At 61.8% G+C, this 17,745-nt stretch carries 13 protein-coding genes; 3 read left to right on the forward strand and 10 right to left on the reverse strand.

Annotation, left to right across the window (positions count from 1 at the left end):
- Positions 1–172 precede the first annotated feature (172 nt).
- Both pnp and B9A31_RS04410 read left to right on the forward strand, forming a co-directional pair.
- The gene (gene pnp / locus B9A31_RS04405) at positions 173–2,278 is read left to right on the forward strand and encodes a polyribonucleotide nucleotidyltransferase (protein WP_003249974.1); all 2,106 of its coding nucleotides are present in this window, start codon (positions 173–175) and stop codon (positions 2,276–2,278) included.
- Positions 2,279–2,540: 262 nt separating this feature from the next.
- Positions 2,541–2,891: a BON domain-containing protein gene (locus B9A31_RS04410; RefSeq protein ID WP_016712080.1), complete on the forward strand. Its 351-nt coding sequence runs from the start codon at positions 2,541–2,543 to the stop codon at positions 2,889–2,891.
- Between the two features lie 76 nt (positions 2,892–2,967).
- Here the strand turns inward: B9A31_RS04410 and B9A31_RS04415 are convergent, their stop codons facing one another.
- Entirely contained in the window at positions 2,968–3,270 is a 303-nt protein-coding gene (locus B9A31_RS04415) for a putative quinol monooxygenase (protein ID WP_027614923.1), read from the reverse strand.
- A 60-nt stretch (positions 3,271–3,330) separates the two neighbouring features.
- On the opposite strand from B9A31_RS04415, the gene B9A31_RS04420 reads away from it, so the two are divergent.
- Positions 3,331–3,744, forward strand: coding sequence for a VOC family protein (locus B9A31_RS04420; protein WP_010955354.1), 414 nt, complete (start codon positions 3,331–3,333; stop codon positions 3,742–3,744).
- A 59-nt stretch (positions 3,745–3,803) separates the two neighbouring features.
- Here B9A31_RS04420 and B9A31_RS04425 read toward each other — a convergent pair whose 3' ends face one another.
- The 9 genes from B9A31_RS04425 to B9A31_RS04465 form a co-directional block, all read right to left on the reverse strand.
- Positions 3,804–6,740 (reverse strand): DUF748 domain-containing protein, encoded by a 2,937-nt coding sequence (locus B9A31_RS04425; RefSeq protein WP_019098151.1) that lies wholly within the window; start codon positions 6,738–6,740, stop codon positions 3,804–3,806.
- Positions 6,741–6,818: 78 nt separating this feature from the next.
- Complete coding sequence (locus B9A31_RS04430; protein ID WP_084296687.1) at positions 6,819–7,688, reverse strand: oxygenase MpaB family protein; 870 nt, start codon at positions 7,686–7,688, stop codon at positions 6,819–6,821.
- 42 nt (positions 7,689–7,730) lie between these two features.
- Entirely contained in the window at positions 7,731–9,665 is a 1,935-nt protein-coding gene (acs, locus tag B9A31_RS04435; protein ID WP_025754260.1) for an acetate--CoA ligase, read from the reverse strand.
- Positions 9,666–9,863: 198 nt separating this feature from the next.
- Positions 9,864–11,528, reverse strand: a complete 1,665-nt coding sequence (pgi, locus tag B9A31_RS04440; RefSeq protein WP_084296688.1) for a glucose-6-phosphate isomerase — start codon at positions 11,526–11,528, stop codon at positions 9,864–9,866.
- 144 nt (positions 11,529–11,672) lie between these two features.
- Positions 11,673–12,536, reverse strand: a complete 864-nt coding sequence (panC, locus tag B9A31_RS04445; RefSeq protein WP_016712074.1) for a pantoate--beta-alanine ligase — start codon at positions 12,534–12,536, stop codon at positions 11,673–11,675.
- Complete coding sequence (panB, locus tag B9A31_RS04450; RefSeq protein WP_084296689.1) at positions 12,533–13,333, reverse strand: 3-methyl-2-oxobutanoate hydroxymethyltransferase; 801 nt, start codon at positions 13,331–13,333, stop codon at positions 12,533–12,535. The genes panC and panB overlap by 4 nt, the downstream gene beginning before the upstream one ends.
- Positions 13,334–13,595: 262 nt before the next feature.
- Positions 13,596–14,075 (reverse strand): 2-amino-4-hydroxy-6-hydroxymethyldihydropteridine diphosphokinase, encoded by a 480-nt coding sequence (gene folK / locus B9A31_RS04455; protein ID WP_016712072.1) that lies wholly within the window; start codon positions 14,073–14,075, stop codon positions 13,596–13,598.
- Positions 14,072–15,460 carry a polynucleotide adenylyltransferase PcnB gene (locus B9A31_RS04460; protein WP_019098147.1) on the reverse strand — a complete coding sequence of 463 codons (1,389 nt, stop codon included), beginning with the start codon at positions 15,458–15,460 and terminating at the stop codon, positions 14,072–14,074. Before B9A31_RS04460 ends, folK begins: the two co-directional genes overlap by 4 nt.
- Before the next feature lie 838 nt (positions 15,461–16,298).
- Positions 16,299–17,744: a sigma-54-dependent transcriptional regulator gene (locus B9A31_RS04465; RefSeq protein WP_019098146.1), complete on the reverse strand. Its 1,446-nt coding sequence runs from the start codon at positions 17,742–17,744 to the stop codon at positions 16,299–16,301.
- Between the last annotated feature and the right edge of the window lies 1 nt (position 17,745).

Consider the following 17,745-nt stretch of genomic DNA (forward strand, 5'->3'; position numbering starts at 1 on the left):
CACGCGTATCTCCGAGGTTGGCAGCCTGGCAATGCTGAGCGGTTTTTCCGCTTGGTGCCAGGCTCCCAGCCTCGTGTTGTATCTGGACGGTCAATGGGGCCGATTCCCCGTTCTGCCCAAGAATTCGCAAGAAACCAGTTCCCCCAAGAGCCACTGAAAAAGGTAGGAAACCGTGAACCCGGTAATCAAGACTTTCCAGTTCGGTCAATCGACCGTTACTCTCGAAACGGGCCGTATTGCCCGTCAGGCAACCGGCGCCGTGCTGGTTACCGTCGACAACGACGTCACCGTGCTGGTGACTGTGGTAGGCGCCAAACAGGCTGATCCAGGCAAGGGCTTCTTCCCGCTGTCGGTTCACTACCAGGAAAAGACCTACGCCGCCGGCAAGATCCCGGGTGGCTTCTTCAAGCGTGAAGGCCGTCCTTCCGAGAAAGAGACCCTGACCTCGCGCCTGATCGACCGTCCGATCCGTCCGCTGTTCCCGGAAGGCTTCATGAACGAAGTGCAGGTCGTCTGCACCGTGGTTTCCACCAGCAAGAAGACCGACCCGGACATCGCCGCGATGATCGGTACCTCGGCTGCCCTGGCCATCTCCGGCATTCCGTTCGAAGGCCCGATCGGCGCCGCTCGCGTTGCCTTCCACGAAAGCACCGGCTACCTGCTGAACCCGACTTACGAGCAACTGGCTGCTTCGAGCCTGGACATGGTCGTAGCCGGTACTTCCGACGCCGTACTGATGGTTGAATCGGAAGCTCAAGAGCTGACCGAAGACCAGATGCTGGGTGCCGTACTGTTCGCCCACGACGAATTCCAGGCCGTTATCCAGGCTGTCAAGGAACTGGCTGCCGAAGCTGGCAAGCCGACCTGGGACTGGAAACCAGCCGTTGCCAACACCGAGCTGTTCAACGCCATCCGCGCCGAGTTCGGCGAAGCGGTTTCGCAGGGCTACACCATCACCGTCAAGGCTGACCGCTACGCGCGCCTGGGCGAGCTGCGTGACCAGGCCGTTGCCAAGTTCTCGGGTGAAGAAGGCCAGCCTTCGGCCTCCGAAGTAAAAGAAATCTTCGGCGAAATCGAATACCGCACCGTTCGCGAAAACATCGTAAACGGCAAGCCACGTATCGACGGCCGCGACACCAAGACTGTTCGCCCGCTGAACATCGAAGTAGGCGTGCTGCCGAAAACTCACGGTTCGGCCCTGTTCACCCGTGGCGAAACTCAGGCTCTGGTCGTTGCGACCCTGGGTACTGCCCGCGACGCCCAGCTGCTGGACACCCTCGAAGGCGAGAAGAAAGACCCCTTCATGCTGCACTACAACTTCCCACCGTTCTCGGTAGGTGAGTGTGGGCGCATGGGCGGTGCTGGCCGTCGCGAAATCGGCCACGGCCGTCTGGCCCGTCGTTCGGTCCAGGCCATGCTGCCGGCCGCCGACGTGTTCCCGTACACCATCCGCGTGGTGTCGGAAATCACCGAATCCAACGGTTCCAGCTCCATGGCTTCGGTCTGCGGTGCTTCCCTGGCCCTGATGGACGCTGGTGTGCCGATGAAGGCGCCAGTTGCCGGTATCGCCATGGGCCTGGTCAAGGAAGGCGACAAGTTCGCGGTCCTGACCGACATCCTCGGTGACGAAGACCACCTGGGCGACATGGACTTCAAGGTAGCCGGTACCGCCAAAGGCGTTACTGCGCTGCAGATGGACATCAAGATCAACGGCATCACCGAAGAGATCATGGAAATCGCCCTGGGCCAGGCCCTGGAAGCGCGCCTGAACATCCTCGGCCAGATGAACCAGATCATTGGCCAGTCGCGTACCGAGCTGTCGGCCAACGCCCCGACCATGATCGCGATGAAGATCGACACCGACAAGATCCGTGACGTCATCGGTAAAGGCGGCGCCACCATTCGCGCCATCTGCGAAGAGACCAAGGCTTCGATCGATATCGAAGACGATGGCTCGATCAAGATCTTCGGCGAAACCAAGGAAGCTGCAGATGCTGCCAAGCAGCGCATCCTGGGCATCACCGCCGAGGCCGAAATCGGCAAGATCTACGTCGGCAAGGTTGAGCGCATCGTCGACTTCGGCGCCTTCGTCAACATCCTGCCTGGCAAGGACGGCCTGGTGCACATCTCCATGCTGAGCGATGCTCGCGTCGAGAAAGTCACCGACATCCTGAAAGAAGGCCAGGAAGTTGAAGTACTGGTACTGGACGTGGACAACCGCGGCCGTATCAAGCTGTCGATCAAGGACGTAGCCGCGGCTAAGGCCTCGGGCGTCTAAGCGACAGCCATGCAACAGGAAAAGGGCCCTTCGGGGCCCTTTTTTCATGGGCTGCGGGAACCTTTTGCGGACTTGCATCTTGCATGCAGGTTTACCGTGCAGGTTGCAAAATGCACGACACTGGAAGTGATGTCTTTTTGCTAACCTATTGATTTAAAAGGGTTAAGTGGTGGCGATAAAGCTGGCACAGCACATGCACCTACCTTCATACCTGCCGCCAGGACATACGGCGCAGACCTTTCGATAAACAGGAGTGACCCACATGAAGAAGTTCGCCATTGCTGCCGCTACTGCTACCGCTCTGACCCTGACCATGGCTAACGCGGCATTCGCCCAACAGTCCACCCAGGCCCCCATGACGCTGGCGGCCGGTGAGGTGACCAAAGCCAAGGAAGCTACCTCCGATACCTGGATCACCACCAAGGTCAAAGCTGACCTGATGACCGAGAAAGGCGTGCCAGGCAGTGACATCAAAGTCGAGACCAATAAAGGTGTCGTGTCGCTGTCGTCCGACGTGGCCATTACCGATGCACAGAAAGAGATGGCAGTCGCCATCGCCAAGAAGATCAAAGGCGTCCAGGCCGTTTCGGCTGATGGCCTGAAGTCCGAATAAGGGATGTCCCGTCGGCCAAACGGATTTGGCCACCTCTACCGAAGCCCTGGCCTGTGCCGGGGCTTTGCTTTTGCGCTCAGTAGCCCGGGTTGAGGGCGATTACATCGCTTTCGAAGCATTCCTGCTCGACGATCAGCGGCTCCACCAGTGGCCGGCTGTCGCGAAAGTGCGCGGTCTGGGTATGCGCTTCATAGGCTGCATCATCGCGGTAGATTTCGTACAGGTAGATTACCTCCGGATCGAGTCGGTCCTGCGACACATCGAATACCAGGCAGCCTGGCTCGTTGGCGACAGAAGCCGCGGCATTGATCTTGATCGCTGTCAGGAAATCCTCGGCGCAACCGGGCTTCACACGGGTCTTGATAAACAGGCTATACACAAGTCGCTCCTTTTGTTTTAAATTCATAAATGAATTGTATACAAAAGTGGAGTCTCGCCGATGTCCGAATTGCCTGCACGCCCCGGCCGCCTGAATGGCTTGCGCCATATCGCCTTGCTGGTACCCAACCTGGAAGAGTGCGAACGCTTTTATGTCGATGTGCTGGGTATGGAGGTGTTGAACCGTGCCAACGAAGACCTGGTGTACCTCACCTGTGGCAACGACAACCTTTCGCTGGGGCGTGGGGCAGGGGCGGCCAACGGGCTGCAGACGCTGGACCATTACGGGTTCATTGTGGACAGCGTGGAGGAGCTGGAGGCGTGGTACCAGTACTTCAAGGCCCACGGTGTGACGCTGCTGGACCGGCCATTCAACCACGGTGACGGGGCGCGTAGCTTCCATCTGCTGGACCCGGCGGGGAACAAGGTGCAGCCGCTGTATCACCCGGCGGTGTCGGGGCAGCGATTGGTCTGATGCCTGTGCCGGCCCATTCGCGGGCACGCCCGCGAAGAGGCCAGACCTGCTGTCAGAGGTTATTCAGCATCCAGATGCATTGGCGTCACCACCCGCCCATCGCTCTCAGGCTGCCCAAGGCTGGTATCGATGAAATACACCCGGTCATCTTCCAGCTTGCCCTTGTCCACCAGGTAATCCTTGATACTGCTGGCCCGCTCCTGGCCCAGCGTGCGCAGCAAGGCGGTACTCTCGGCCCACGACTTGATCACTGCCTCGCGCAGCTTGGTGGTGCGTTCGTCGCGGCCCAGTTGCTCCCATTCGGCAGGTGGCTGCTGCTTCAGGCGAGTGCGGTAAATGCCTTCGAGCATTGCCGGTTTATCGCTGTCGTCCACCACCAGCATCGAGGCATTGGCCGGCACCTTGTCGCCCCGGCGCTGCAGGATCTTGTACCAGGTGGCCTGGTACTCACGCTCCAGGCGCTGCTGGGCGATCAGCGGGCCATCGCTGGCCTGGGCGCTGGTGCCTTCGATTTCCAGGCGCAGTTCCGGGCGTTCTTTCAGCGCGGATGCCAGCTTGTCCAGGGACGACTGGGCATCGCCACTGAGCTCGCTGGACCCTGGGGCGAAAGCCACGTTGCCCAGGTCTTCCGAGCCACCGCCGGTAATCAGCCCGCCAATGAACTTGAACGGCGCCTGTGCCGCACGCAGTACCAGGTTGCGCAGGGTTTGCCAGACGATCGGCATCACACTGAATTGCGGGTTGTTGAGGTCGCCAGACACGGGCAGCTCGATCGAAATCTTGCCCTCGGTATCTTTCAGCAACGCCACCGCAAGGCGGATCGGCAGGTCGACTGCGTCTGGGCTGTCGACTTTTTCACCCAGTTGCAGTTGCTCCACCACCACCTTGTTCTCGGCCTTGAGCTGGCCGTTGGTAATCAGGTAGTGCAGGTCGAGGTTGAGCCGGCCTTTGCGAATGCGGAAGCCCGCGAACTTGCCGGAGTAGGGCGTGAGGGTGGTCAGTTCGACGCGCTTGAAGCTGGTGGCGATATCCAGGCTGGCCAGCGGGTTGAACGGGTTGAGTGCGCCCTTGATGGTGACCGGTGCGTAGCGGTCGACCTTGCCCTTCACGTCGACCTTGGCCGGCACCGGCTTGCGGTTGTCGATGGTGCCGATCTGGCCATTGAGCTGCTGAATGGCCGTGGCGAAGTTGGGGGTGAGGGAGAGGTCGGCGAAGTTGGCCGAGCCGTCGTTGATGTCGATCTGGCCGATGTGGATACCCAGCGGCTTGTCGCTGCTGGCTGCGGCCGGCTTGGCCTGGCTTTTCGCCGGGGTTCCAGCCGGTTGCGGGATCAGCAGGTCGTTGACGTTGGTGGTGCGGTCTTCGTTGATGATGAAGCGTGCATAGGGTTGCAGCAGGGTTACCTTGTCGATCGACAACGCATCGCCGTGTACATAAGACAAGCCATCGACGTTCACCTGCTGCCATTTGACGAAGTCGCGGCTCTTGATGGTGTCGAGGGTGTGCAGTTGGTTCACCTGGGCCTTGCCTGTGATATTGAAGGCCAGCGGTGCGGTGTTCTTCAGGTCGACCTTGAGGTCGCTGGAGAGCATGCCACTGCGCAGTTCCAGCAGGATGAACGGGTTGATATAGGCCTGTGCTACGCGCAGGTCGATATCGCGGGTGCTTACGTCCAGCTTGGCCCATACCGGCGCCAGGTTGACCTGGCCGGCCGCCTGCAGCTTGCCTTGCTTGCCTACGCCCGTATCGAGCTTGAGCGTGAAGGGCGACTGGTTGAGGCTGTCGAAGCCTTGCAGGTCGGCGTTGAGCGGGCCGATGTCCAAGGCTACCGGTTCTTTCTGGCTGCGGTCTGCCAGGTGCACCAGGTAGTTGCGCAATTGCACGTCCTTGAGCAGCACTTGCCAAGGCTTGCTCGGCTCTTTGGCGGCTTGCTGCTCAGGTGTCGGCTCGGCGGCTGCCGGCTCTGCCTTTTCCTTCGGCGTGGCTTTGGCAGGCTGGCTGGCAAACAGCTTTTGCCAATCGAGCTGGCCGTCTTTTTCCAGCGCAGCCCAGGTTTCGAGTTTCTCGCTGCGGATTTTGCCTACGGTGACCTGTTGCTTGACCAGGTCAACGGAGGTTTCGCTCACCTCCAGGCTGGCCAGGCGTGCCAAGGGGCGGCCATCCGGCGCCTTGATGGCGAACGGTGCAATGCGCACGGAGGCGTTTTCCAGCAACAGCTCCGTCTGTTTGGCGAGGTTGAGCTTGTAGTGCGTGTCGAGGCTGACCACGCCGTCTTCCAGCACCAGTGGCACCGCATCACGCACGTACGGCCAGAATGCCTTCATCTTGCCTTCAGTGATCTTCAGCGTGCCTTCAGAGGCGATCGGTGACAGGCTCAGTGTCCCGTTCCAATCAATGCGCCCGCCATTGGGGCCGTTGGCCACCAAGGTCATGTCGGCACTGTCGTCGGGCAAGGTGCTGAGGTTTTTCAGCTCCAGGTTCATGTTGTCGTAGAGGAACTCGATCGGCTCGCTGGGGCGCAAATCCTCGAAATGCAGGTAGCCGTCGATGAGCTTTATACTACCGATGCGTAGCGGAAACGGATCGCTGGGGGGCTCGTCTGGTTTGGCTTCGTTGGCGGGCAGCTTGAACAGGCCGGTCAGGTTAAGGCTACCGTCCTTGGCAAACAGCACCTCGTTACGCGGTTTGTCGAGCTCGACGGCTTCCAGGTGCAGCGCTTTGGTCCACAGGCTGTCGAGCGAAAGGTTGGCGTACAGCCGCTCGAACCCGACCTGTTCCTTGCCGGGCTCGCCGATCTGCAGGCCCCACAATGTCAGCTCCAGGCTGAAGGGGTTGAGTTCGATCCGTTCGAGGTGGGCCGGCACCGTCGCATACTGGGCCAACTGCTGGTTGGCGATGCGCAGTGCCACACCGGGAAGAATGAGAAAGCCGAGCAGGCTGTAGAGGGCCACCAGGGCCAAGATTGCGCCAGCGGCGCGAGTCAATCCTTTGTACATGTGTCGCTTCGTCTGTCTAAGCAGGAGTGCTTGGAGTATGGCACGTTAAATCAGTTCCGCAGGGGCGACCATTTGACCTTATTCGATGCCCATGCGCCGTTTGGCCCGGTGCGCCGAACCGTCTCGCATGGCCCAGCGCAATACCGGTGCGGTGCCTCGCAGGCCCAGGCGTATCATGCGCTGCTGCAAGGGCCCGTGCTCCAGGCCGAGCAGGGTCTGGGCCCAATCCGGCAACAGGTCGATACCGGCGTGCAGCATCAGTTTGCCCACCGGCTGTGCCAGGCGGCTGGGGGCCGGGGCATCGAGCAGAATCCCGACTACCTCGTGGCTGCGGCTGTCGCAGCGCAACTGCGCACGCATGCGCAGCAGGTAGTCTTCGATCTGCTGGCACGAACGTGGCACGTCACGGGCGCCAAGGCGCTCGGCAATCAGGGCGATTTCGGCGTAGTAGGCATCTTGCTCGGCGCGCGACAGCTGCGGGTTGCGGTAGCGCAAGTGGGCAGCGAGGAAGCTGCTGACCTCTGCCACATGAACCCAGGTCAGCAGGTCGGGGTCGCTGGCCGCATAAGGGCGGCCATCCGGCGCAGTGCCGGTGACCTGTAGGTGAATGGTGCGCACTTTGTCGATCAGCCATTCGGCATCGCGCGTGGAACCGAAGGTGGTGCCGGAAATAAACTGGCTGGTACGGCGCAAGCGGCCGATCAGGTCCTCACGGAAATTGGAGTGGTCCCACACACCGGCCAGGGCCAGCGGGTGCAGTAACTGCAGCATGAGTGCACTGATGCCGCCGACAAGCATGCTCGGGAAGTCGCCATGCACTTGCCAACTGATGCTGTGAGGGCCGAACAGGCCGGGGTCGCCCTTGGGCGTTTCCAGGTCGAGCTGGCCGAGGGCCAGCCCGGTGAGGCTCATGACCTGGGTTTCGATACGGCGACGAAGGGCTTCCATGGCGACCTGCGGTGCAGGGCGGCCATGAGCAGCGGCCGCCGGTTACTGGTTGAGGCGTTTGTCGATCAGGCCTTGGACTACGCTGGGGTCGGCCAGGGTAGAGGTGTCACCCAGGTTGTCCAGCTCGTTGCAGGCGATTTTGCGCAGTATACGCCGCATGATCTTGCCTGAGCGTGTCTTGGGCAGAGCCGGGGCCCACTGGATCAGCTCGGGCTTGGCAAAACTGCCGATTTCCTTGCTGACGAGGGCCAGCAGTTCGACCTTCAGCGTGTCGTCTGGCGTCACGCCATTCATAGGCGTGACGAAGGCGTAGACGCCTTGGCCTTTGAGGTCGTGGGGGTATCCGACCACTGCCGCTTCGGCGACGCTGTCATGCAGCACCAGTGCGCTTTCCACTTCGGCGGTGCCGATGCGGTGGCCCGAGACATTGATCACATCGTCGATGCGGCCGGTAATCCAGTAGTCGCCGTCGGCATCGCGGCGGGCACCGTCGCCGGTGAAGTAATAGCCGGGCATGGGCTTGAAGTAGGTATCCACCATGCGCTGGTGGTCGCCATACACGCTGCGAATCTGCCCAGGCCAGCTGGCCTTGATCACCAGCAGGCCGGCGCCGGGGCCTTCGATCAGCTTGCCCTTTTCGTCCAGCAGTACCGGTTGCACGCCGAACATGGGCTGGGTCGCGCAGCCGGGCTTGAGTGACTGGGAGCCGGGAAGCGGGGTAAGCATGATGCCGCCGGTTTCGGTCTGCCACCAGGTGTCGACGATGGGGCAGCGCTTTTGCCCGACTTCCTCGAAATACCATTCCCAGGCTTCGGGGTTGATCGGCTCGCCGACGCTGCCCAGCAGGCGCAAGCTTTTGCGCGAAGTGCTCTGCAGTGGCGCCGAGCCCTCGCGCATCAGTGCGCGCAGGGCGGTCGGGGCGGTGTAGAAGATGTTCACCTGATGCTTGTCCACCACCTGCCAGAAGCGTGAGGTGTCCGGGTAGTTGGGCACGCCTTCGAACATCAGCGAAATCGCGCCATTGGCCAGTGGGCCGTAGACGATGTAGCTGTGGCCGGTGACCCAGCCGACGTCGGCGGTGCACCAGAACACCTCGCCGTCACGGTAGTCGAACACCACCTTGAAGGTCATCGTCGCCTGTAGCAGGTAACCAGCGGTGGTGTGCAGCACGCCCTTGGGTTTGCCGGTGCTGCCAGAGGTGTAGAGGATGAACAGCGGGTCTTCGGCATCCATCGGCTCGGGAGCGCAGTCGTTGCCGGCATTTTCTGTTGCCTCGTGGTACCAAAGGTCACGGCCCTCGACCCAGGCAATATCGCCACCGGTGCGGCGCACCACGAATACGCTGCTGACGGCAGGGCAACTGGCGAGGGCCTTGTCGACGTTCTGTTTCAGCGGGATGCGCTTGCCGCCACGCACACCTTCATCGGCGGTGATCACGGTGCGGCAGTCGGCATCGAGAATACGGTCACGCAGGGCATCGGGGGAGAAACCGCCGAACACCACCGAGTGGATGGCGCCTATGCGGGTGCAGGCCAGCATGGCGAAGGCGGCCTCGGGAATCATCGGCATGTAGATGCATACCCGGTCGCCTTTCTTTACCCCGTGTGCCTTCAGGGCATTGGCCAGGCGGCAGACCTGGCGGTGCAGTTCGCGGTAGGTGATCGCCTTGGCGTCTTTCGGGTCGTCACCTTCCCACAGCAGTGCGGTCTGCTCGCCACGCTGGGACAGGTGGCGATCAATACAGTTGTAGCTGACATTGAGTTGGGCACCGTCGAACCAACGGGCCTTGCCGGTTTGCAGGTCGCATTGCTGCACGCTGGACCAAGGTTTGATCCAGTCCAGGCGCTTGGCCTGTTCGGCCCAGAAGGTATCGGGGTCATCGACCGACTGGCGGTAGAGGCGGCGGTATTCGTCGGGAGTGAGGGCGGCAGACTGGCTGACGGCCAGGGCCTGGGGATACTGCTTGATATCGAACATGGCGGGTGGTCCTGCTCTTGTAAGGGGCGATGGACAGCAACGGCTATTCGATAGGACAGTGTAGCTGGGAGAGGTGTTCAACCTGTGCCGGCCTCTTCGCGGGCTTGCCCGCTCCCACAGGTACTGCACAGTCGTTGAAGGCTGTGTTGTCCCTGTGGGAGCGGGCGAGCCCGCGAAGAGGCCAGCGAAGGTATCAGATCAACCGCGGTGACGGCCGCGGAAGTAGTTGATCAGGCCTTGGGTAGAGCCATCTTCGGCGCTGTCTTCCAGGCTGCCGACCAGGCGCTGGTAAACGCCTTTGCCCAGCTCTTTGCCCAGCTCTACGCCCCACTGGTCGAACGCGTTGATACCCCAAATCACGCTCTGCACGAACACCTTGTGCTCGTACATCGCCACCAGCGCACCCAGGCGGCGAGGGCTGATGCGCTCCACGACCAAGGTGTTGCTCGGGCGGTTGCCCGGGATCACCTTGTGCGGGGCCAGCTTTTCGATGTCCGCTTCGTTCAGGCCTTTGCTGCGCAACTCGGCTTCGGCTTCTTCGCGAGTTTTGCCCAGCATCAGCGCCTGGCTCTGCGACAGGCAGTTGGCGTACAGCCACTGGTGATGGTCGGCCACCGGGTTGAAGCTCACCACCGGCACGATGAAGTCTGCCGGAATCAGCTGGGTGCCCTGGTGCAGCAACTGGTGGTAGGCGTGCTGGCCGTTACAGCCGACGCCGCCCCAGATCACCGGGCCGGTATCAACTTTTACCGGGGTGCCGTCCTGCAGCACGCTCTTGCCGTTGGACTCCATGTCCAGCTGCTGCAGGTGTTTGGTGATGTTACGCAGGTAGTGGTCGTACGGCAGGATCGCATGGCTGTTGGCGCCCCAGAAGTTGCCGTACCACACGCCTAGCAGGGCCAGCAGCACTGGCATGTTCTTGTCGAACGGCGCGGTCTGGAAGTGCTGGTCCATGGTGTAGGCACCCGACAGCAACTCCTTGAAGTTGGCCATGCCGATAGCCAGAGCGATTGGCAGGCCGATGGCCGACCACAGCGAGTAACGCCCGCCTACCCAGTCCCACATCGGGAAGATGTTCTCTTCGCGGATACCAAAGGCCACGGCGGCAGCCTTGTTGCTGGAAACGGCGATGAAGTGGCGGTACAGCTCGGCTTCCGAGCCGCCCTGGGCCAGGTACCAGGTACGCGCGGCCATGGCGTTTTTCAGGGTTTCGAGGGTATTGAACGACTTCGACGAGACAATGAACAGGGTGGTTTCGGCACGCAGGTTGGCCGACAGCTCGTGGAACTCACTGCCGTCGATGTTCGCCAGGTAGTGGCAGCGCACGCCGCGTTGGGCGTACGGCAGCAGTGCTTCGGACACCAGTTCGGGGCCGAGGAACGAGCCGCCGATGCCGATGTTGACCACGTCGGTGATCGGCTTTTCGCTGTAGCCGCGCCACAGGCCGTCGTGGATGCGCCCCACCAGCTCGGTGATCTGGTTGAGCACCTTGTGTACTTCCGGCATGACGTTCACGCCGTTGACGCTGAGCTTGTCGCCCACTGGCCGGCGCAGCGCAGTGTGCAGCACGGGGCGGCCTTCGGAGGCGTTGACGATTTCGCCGCCGAACATCGACTTGATGGCGTCTTGCAGGCCCACTTCGTTGGCCAGGTTGACCAGCAGGTCGCGGCTTTGTTTGGTGATCAGGTTTTTCGAGTAGTCCAGGAACAGGCCGCAGCAGCTCAGGGAGAACTGGTCGAAGCGTTTGGCATCGGCGGCAAAGGCTTCGCGCATGCTGAAACCTTGCATGGCGTCGCGGTGTTGCTGAAGCGCCTGCCAGGCGGGCAGGGCCGTCACATCGTGGGGTGTACGGTAATACGCCATTGCGCGGGGTTCCCTTGGTGCGTGGTGATGCCTTGGACACGGCAGTCATTGCCGGGTTCAGGCTGGCATCATTATAGGCAAAGGCCACGCGCTGGGAATGGGTATGGTAGGGTGATTTTGGGGCTGCAAAGCAGCCCCAGGCTATTACGCGGTCTTGTCTTCGACGTGCAGGTAAAGGTTGTCGATCAAGCGGGTGTTACCGAGGTAAGCCGCCGCGATCACAACCAGGTCGCGATCATCGATCATTGCCGGGCGCAGGCTCACGGCATGACGCACTTCCAGGTAGTCCGGGCGGAAACCGGCAGTGCTCAGTTGCGCCTGGCCTTCAGCGACCAGCGCGGCAAAATCCCGTTGGCCACGGCTGATGCCCGCTGCAATGTGCTGCAGTGTGCGGTACAGCGCGGGCGCTGCAATACGCTGCTCGGGCGTGAGGTAACCATTGCGCGACGACAGCGCCAGGCCATCTTCAGCACGCACGGTGGGCTCGCCGATGATCTGGACCGGCATGTTCAGGTCGCGCACCATGGCACGGATCACTGCCAGTTGCTGAAAGTCCTTTTCACCGAATACGGCAAGGTCCGGCTGGACCATGTTGAACAGCTTGTTGACCACGGTGGCCACGCCTTCGAAATGCCCAGGCCGGCTGGCGCCGCAGAGGCCTTCGGAAAGCTGCGGTACGCTGACTCGGGTTTGCACGCTCATGCCGTCGGGGTACATCTCTTCCACGGTGGGCGCGAACAGCAGGTTGCAGCCGGCTTGCAGCAGGCGTTCCTGGTCGGCGGCCAGGGTGCGCGGGTATTTGTCCAGGTCTTCGTTGGCGCCGAACTGCAGCGGGTTGACGAAGATGCTGGCCACCACAAAGTCGGCGCGCTGTGCAGCTTTGGTCACCAAGGCTGCGTGGCCGCTGTGCAGGTTGCCCATGGTCGGCACGAAGCCGATGCGTTTGCCTTCACCGCGGGCGCGGGCAACGGCTGCACGCAGTTCACGGACGGTTTTGACTGTATTCATGCACTGAACCCGTGTTCGCTACCTGGGAATCTGACTTGCTTGACGGCCTCGACATAGGCGACAAGGGCACCTTGAATGTCTGGCTGGCCTTCCATGAAGTTCTTCACGAACTTCGGTACCCGGCCGCTCAGTGACAGGCCGAGCATGTCGTGCAGCACCAGCACCTGGCCATCGGTGGCGCTGCCGGCGCCGATGCCGATTACCGGGATGCCCACGGCATTGGTGATTTCTGCCGCCAGTTCGCTGGGTACACATTCAAGCAGCAGCATGGCGGCACCGGCCTGCTCCAGGGCGATGGCGTCGGCACGCATCTGCCGGGCCTGGGCCTCCTGGCGGCCCTGGACCTTGTAGCCGCCCAGCACATTGACGGTCTGCGGGGTCAGGCCCATGTGTGCGCACACCGGCACGCCACGCTCGGCCAGCAGGCGGATGGTTTCTGCCAGCCAGGCAGCGCCTTCGATCTTGATCATGTGGGCGCCGGCTTGCATCAGCGTGGCGCTGTTGGCGAAGGCCAGCTCAGGGGTGGCATGTGCCATGAACGGCAGGTCAGCAAGGATCAGGGCGCCGTCATTACCGCGTTTGACACAGGCGGTGTGGTAGGCCATGTCTGCTGTGGTGACCGGCAAGGTGCTGTCGTGGCCCTGCAGGACCATCCCCAGCGAGTCGCCCACCAGCAACACTTCGACACCGGCCTGGCTGGCGGCCTTGGCGAAGGTCGCGTCGTAGCAGGTCAGCATGGTGATTTTTTCACCCTTGGCCTTGAGGCCATTGAGGGTGGTGAGGGTTACTTCAGGCATGTAGGAAATTCCTCGTTCAGGCGCTGTAAAAAACGACTGCATTCAACGCGTGTAGTCATCTTCCGGAGCGGCACATCATCGCGCGTGATGTTCGGGCACAGGTCCGTCCGGGCCTAAATACGGGTATGCGGCACTTTGGTGTCACACGGGACGCCTATAGTCGTGAGCGAGGTGGGGGAAGTCAATCACCCTGTTACCGCATTGTTACGATCAGGGTGTTACTGGCGTTACCGCGGTGGCGTGCCAGGCTGGAACGCCCGGTTTACAAGCGTTCCAGGCCGACGAACGGACAGTCGTCGAGTAACTGTGCGAGGGCGCGGCCATCGGCCAGGCGGAAATCGCCCGGTACCAGTTCGGCCAGCGGGTACAGCACGAAGGGGCGGGCGTGCATGTGGTAGTGCGGCACTTTCAGGCGTGGTTCGTCGAGTACCTGATCACCGAACAGCAGGATGTCCAGGTCCAGCGTGCGCGGGCCCCAGCGTTCCTTGCGTACGCGGCCCTGGTCGTTCTCGATGGCCTGCAGCGCATCGAGCAGGGCCAGGGGCGGCAGAGCGGTGTCCAGGGCAGCAACTGCGTTGGTGTAGCGCGGTTGGCCGGGCAGCAACGAGTCGCTGGTGTACAGGGCCGAGGCCGCTACCAGGCGCGTTCCGTCCACCTGGTCAAGCGCCTGCAAGGCGCTGCGCAGTTGCTCGGCAGGTGCGTCCAGGTTGCTGCCCAGACCGACGTAGGCGCGGGTCTTCACTCGAACGCCTCGTCGCCACCGCGTTTGCGCTTGCTGCCGCTGCGCTTGCGTTTGCGCGGGCCGGCACCGGTGCCTTCGTCACGGCTGCCCAGCTCGCGGATCATCTCGCGGCGCTCGCTGTCGTTGGCATCCTGGTAATCGGTCCACCACTGGCCGAGGTCGTCGGTTTCTTCGCCTGCGCTTTCACGCAGCAGCAGGAAGTCGTAACCGGCGCGGAAGCGCGGGTTGTCCAGCAGCATGTCGGCACGCTTGCCACTGCGACGTGGCAGGCGCTCCTGCATGTCCCAGATCTCGCGGATCGGCAGGGTGAAGCGCTTGGGGATGGCGATGCGTGCGCATTGCTCGGCGATCAGGTCGTGAGCGGCACCGTTCATGGCCGGGATCGGCGGTACACCCTGGTTCTGCAGGTGCAGCACGCGGGACGGCAAGGCTGGCCACAGCAGTGCAGCGAACAGGAACGCCGGCGTGACCGGCTTGCCTTGCTTCACGCGCAGGTCGGTGTTGTTCAGTGCCTGGCTGATCAGCGTGTGGGTGTAGGTCGGGCGCTCGTCCAGGGCGTGGGCACTGGCCGGGAACAGCGGCTCAAACAGCTGCAGGTCGACCAGCATTTCGAAAGCGATAGCGCCTTGGCCGGAAAGGAACAGCTTGAGGCTTTCCTCGAACAGGCGCGCTGGCGGGATCTCGCGCAGCAACGGGGCCAGTTCGCGAATCGGCTGGACCGTGTGCTTTTCGATGCCAAAGTCGAGCTTGGCGGCAAAACGCACCGCGCGCAGCATGCGCACAGGGTCTTCCTGGTAGCGGTGGGTCGGGTCACCGATCAGCCGCAGCAGGCGGTTGCGCACGTCGTGCACACCGTTGGCGTAATCGAGAATGCGCTCGCTGACCGGGTCGTAGTACAGGGCGTTGATGGTGAAGTCGCGGCGTTGCGCGTCTTCTTCCAGGGAGCCGTACACGTTGTCACGCAGGATGCGGCCACTGGCATTGTGCGACGAACGGTGGCTGTCGCCCTGATCGTCTTCCGAGTGAGGGGCGCGGAAGGTGGCGACTTCGATGATCTCACGGCCGAAATGCACGTGGACCAGCTTGAAGCGGCGACCAATGATGCGCGCGTTGCGGAACTCGGCACGGACCTGTTCGGGAGTGGCACTGGTGGCGACGTCGAAGTCTTTCGGCGTGATGCCCAGCATCAGGTCGCGGACACAACCACCGACCAGGTAAGCCTGGTAGCCGGCGCTTTGCAGGCGTTCCACGATGTTCACCGCATGGCGGCTGAACTGGTGGCGCTGCAGCGAGTGCTGGCTTTTGTTGATCACCTCAGGCGTGGTGCGCCTGTGGTGCTGGCCCGGTACGGGCGGGCGGAACGACTGGAACAGCTTCTTCAGCATGGGATGCACTGTTTGAAGGAATGTTCGGCCAAGAATAGGAGAATGGCCGCATGATGGGCGGGGATTCTAGCATTTACTCAGGGAATGGTGTAGGCGGGTAGCAGGATGCCTGCCAGAAGGGTAGAAACGACAAGGGGAGCCTAAGCTCCCCAAGAAGTCGTTGCGTGCTCTTATTGTTTTTTTTGCTGGGCTTCTTGTTTTTGTTGAGTGCCCTGTCCACAAATCTCGAAGCTTGTGGACGACCCCCAATCCAGGGGTTAAGAGCAAACGGATTGCTTTGGCCGCTGATGTCACGTTGATCTGTCGATCCAACCAGTTCAGGCGCTGCTTTTTAGTGCAGTTTTTGTTGTTCTCTGCCTGGTTGTGGGGCAAGCCCCAAACACGCATCCTCTCCAAAAGAATCAGTTAGCTGCGCCTCCGCCGTCTTGTTTTTATTGTGCGTGAGCCGTTTCGTCTTGTTCTTATTCTGAGTTGCAGTGCTTGTTATTGTTTTTGTACTAAGCATATAGCAGGTGCCGTGCCAACTTTTGCAAACCCAGTAAAATCAAGGGGTTGAGGCGTTCTGGTGATTTTCGAGGGGCTGAAAATGTCGGGATTTCGTTACCGTACGCCTCGGGAACTGTTACGACGGAAAGGTTGGGTAACAGATTTTTGCGGGGACTGATGTGTTACCTGGGGTGTGGTGGCTAGCTATGCTGGCCCTTTCGCGGGCTTGCCCGCTCCCACAGGATCACCACGGGCTGCCAGGTTGTGCGGTCCCTGTGGGAGCGGGCGAGCCCGCGAATAGGCCGGTGAGGCTGGTAGAGAAGGGGCAGGAGGAACCTCCCGCCCAGGCAGGTCAGTTATCGCTGGTAACGTTGCTCTTGCGCCGTGGGATGCCCAGGCGTTGGCGGCGTTCCCAGAGGCACTTGCGGCTGACGCCAAGCTTGCGTGCCAGCTCGGTCTCGGTCATGTGGTCCTGGTGTTCGAGCACGAAGTGCTGGAAGTAGTCTTCCAGCGACAGGTCTTCGGTCGGCTCGTGGCTGGCATTGGCAGCACTGGCTGCAACCAAAGCGTTGTTGAGGATTTCGTCCTCCTCCAGGTCGCCCAGTTCAATGTCGATGCCCAGCAGGTCGGCCGAAATTTCTGCGCTCTCGCTAAGAATCACCGCACGCTCCACGGCGTTTTCCAGCTCACGCACGTTACCCGGCCAGCTGTAATGACGAATGGCTTGCTCGGCTTCAGCCGAGAAGTGCAGGTCGTCGCGACCGATACGCGCGCGTTGGCGGGCGAGGAAGGCGCTGGCGATCTCGTTCACGTCACTGCCGCGCTCGCGCAGGGCAGGCAGTTTCAGGGCGATGACGTGCAGGCGATAGTAAAGGTCTTCGCGGAACTGGCCGGCCTTGGCCAGGTTCTTCAGGTCGCGGTGGGTCGCGGCTATCAGGCGCACATCGACCTTTTGCGACTGCACCGAACCCACCCGGCGAATCTCGCCTTCCTGCAGTACACGCAGCAGACGGGCCTGGGCTTCCAGTGGCAGTTCACCGATTTCGTCAAGGAACAGCGTGCCACCGTCGGCGGCCTCTACCAGGCCCGCACGCCCGGCGCTGGCACCGGTGAATGCGCCTTTCTCGTGGCCGAACAGTTCGGACTCGATCAAGGTCTCGGGGATCGCTGCGCAGTTCACCGAGATCATCGGTGCCTTGGCCCGGCGTGACAGGTTGTGCAGGGCGCGGGCCACCAGCTCTTTACCGGTACCCGACTCACCCTGGATCAGCACATTGGAGTCGGTGGGTGCAACCTTGCGGATCTTGCTGTACATGTCCTGCATGGGCGGGCATGAACCGATGATGCCGATTTCGCCATTGGCCGCAGCCGTGCTGCCTTTGTCGGCCGGGGCGGCCTTGCCGTTGGTGGCGCGTGGCTCGGCAGCCGGTGCGGCGGCCGGAGCGTTCTGCCGGTCGCGCAGGATGCGTGCCACGGCCTGCAGCATCTCGTCGTGGTCGAAGGGCTTGGCGATGTAGTCCACCGCGCCCATTTTCATCGAGTCCACCGCCGAGCGCAGGCTGGCGTAGCTGGTCATGATCAGCACCGGGGTACCTTGGCCGAGCTTGATCAGCTCGGTGCCGGGCGCACCTGGCAGGCGCAGGTCGCTGACGATGAGGTCGAAGGTGGCAATGCTGAAGCGTTCCTGGGCTTCCTGCACCGAGCCGGCTTCGCTGACCTGGTACTGGTTCCGCTCGAGCAGGCGACGCAAGGCCGAGCGGATGATGGTTTCGTCTTCGACGATCAGAATGTGCGGCATT

This window comes from Pseudomonas sp. URIL14HWK12:I5 (assembly GCF_900176445.1).
Classification (GTDB): domain Bacteria; phylum Pseudomonadota; class Gammaproteobacteria; order Pseudomonadales; family Pseudomonadaceae; genus Aquipseudomonas; species Aquipseudomonas monteilii.